The 915-nt window shown below is 47.0% G+C and carries 2 protein-coding genes; one reads left to right on the top strand and one right to left on the bottom strand.

All coding sequences use genetic code 11. The features are described 5' to 3' along the window. The coding region (locus KIV40_RS28900) for an LssY C-terminal domain-containing protein (RefSeq protein WP_285352660.1) at positions 1-565 on the top strand (565 nt) is incomplete at its 5' end. Positions 566-624: 59 nt separating this feature from the next. Here KIV40_RS28900 and KIV40_RS28895 read toward each other — a convergent pair. Next, on the bottom strand, positions 625-915 hold a 291-nt coding region (locus KIV40_RS28895), incomplete at its 5' end, for an ATP-binding protein (RefSeq protein WP_285352658.1).

The following is a 915-nucleotide window of genomic DNA, read 5'->3' as shown; positions in this document are numbered from 1 at the left end:
AATACATTTAGATACAGTGACTTATAAAGCCTTTCCGGGTAAGTCCTCTTTCTACGATGCACAAGCGATAAACGTGGTTTACATTGGAGAGAGCCCGAGAGAGCTGATGGGAGAGTTGGGTTGGATAGAGAATCAAACCTTTTCACGTAACGAGATTGAGTGGACGGGCTACTTAACCTTACTCAAAGAAAATACGCCACCAGTGTCGGATCTCTATTGGCGAGGCGAACCACAAGACATGGCCTTTCAGTTGCCGGGTGATTTGATGAAGCGTAGCCACATTCGTTGGTGGCGTGCTGGGTTAGACCCAGAAACACAGCGCACCAAGTGGCTTGGTGCAATCAGTTACGACAATGGATTAAAGCTCACGCCCTACTCAGGTATCGTGACCATACTGCATAACATCGACCCAAATGTAGATGCAGAGCGTGACAGCTTAGAAGTGCAGGTGCGACAAAGCCTCCCACAGGTATCGATAGAACAACAACCTTTAGCGAGAGCCGAGGTTCTAAACGATGACCATGATTACTTTACCGATGGCAATATCTTGGTGATTGGTGGGTAAGAGATTTAAGAAAGGCGATGATATGAAAAGAGGGACACAGTTGTGTACCTCTTTTCATTTTAGCCTTGAGACAACTGCAAAATAAGCGTCGCTTTCAAACCACCCATTGAGCTTTTCTCTAGATTGAGTTGTCCACGATAGCTGTGGGCCATCTCATTCACGATATTTAAGCCTAAGCCTGTCCCCGGTGTGGTTTCGTCTAAGCGCACGCCACGTTTAACCGCTTGGCTCATTTTCTCTTCTGGGATTCCCGGGCCATCATCTTCGATGATCAACTCGATTCGCCCTTCGCTGAGTTGGTTGGAATGAACTCGAATAATGCTGGCTGCCCATTTGTAGCTATTTTCCAG

The sequence above is a fragment of the Vibrio sp. D173a genome, from assembly GCF_030248475.1.
Note: the sequence above shows the minus strand (reverse complement) of the source record. Positions and strands in the feature narration are given on the sequence as shown.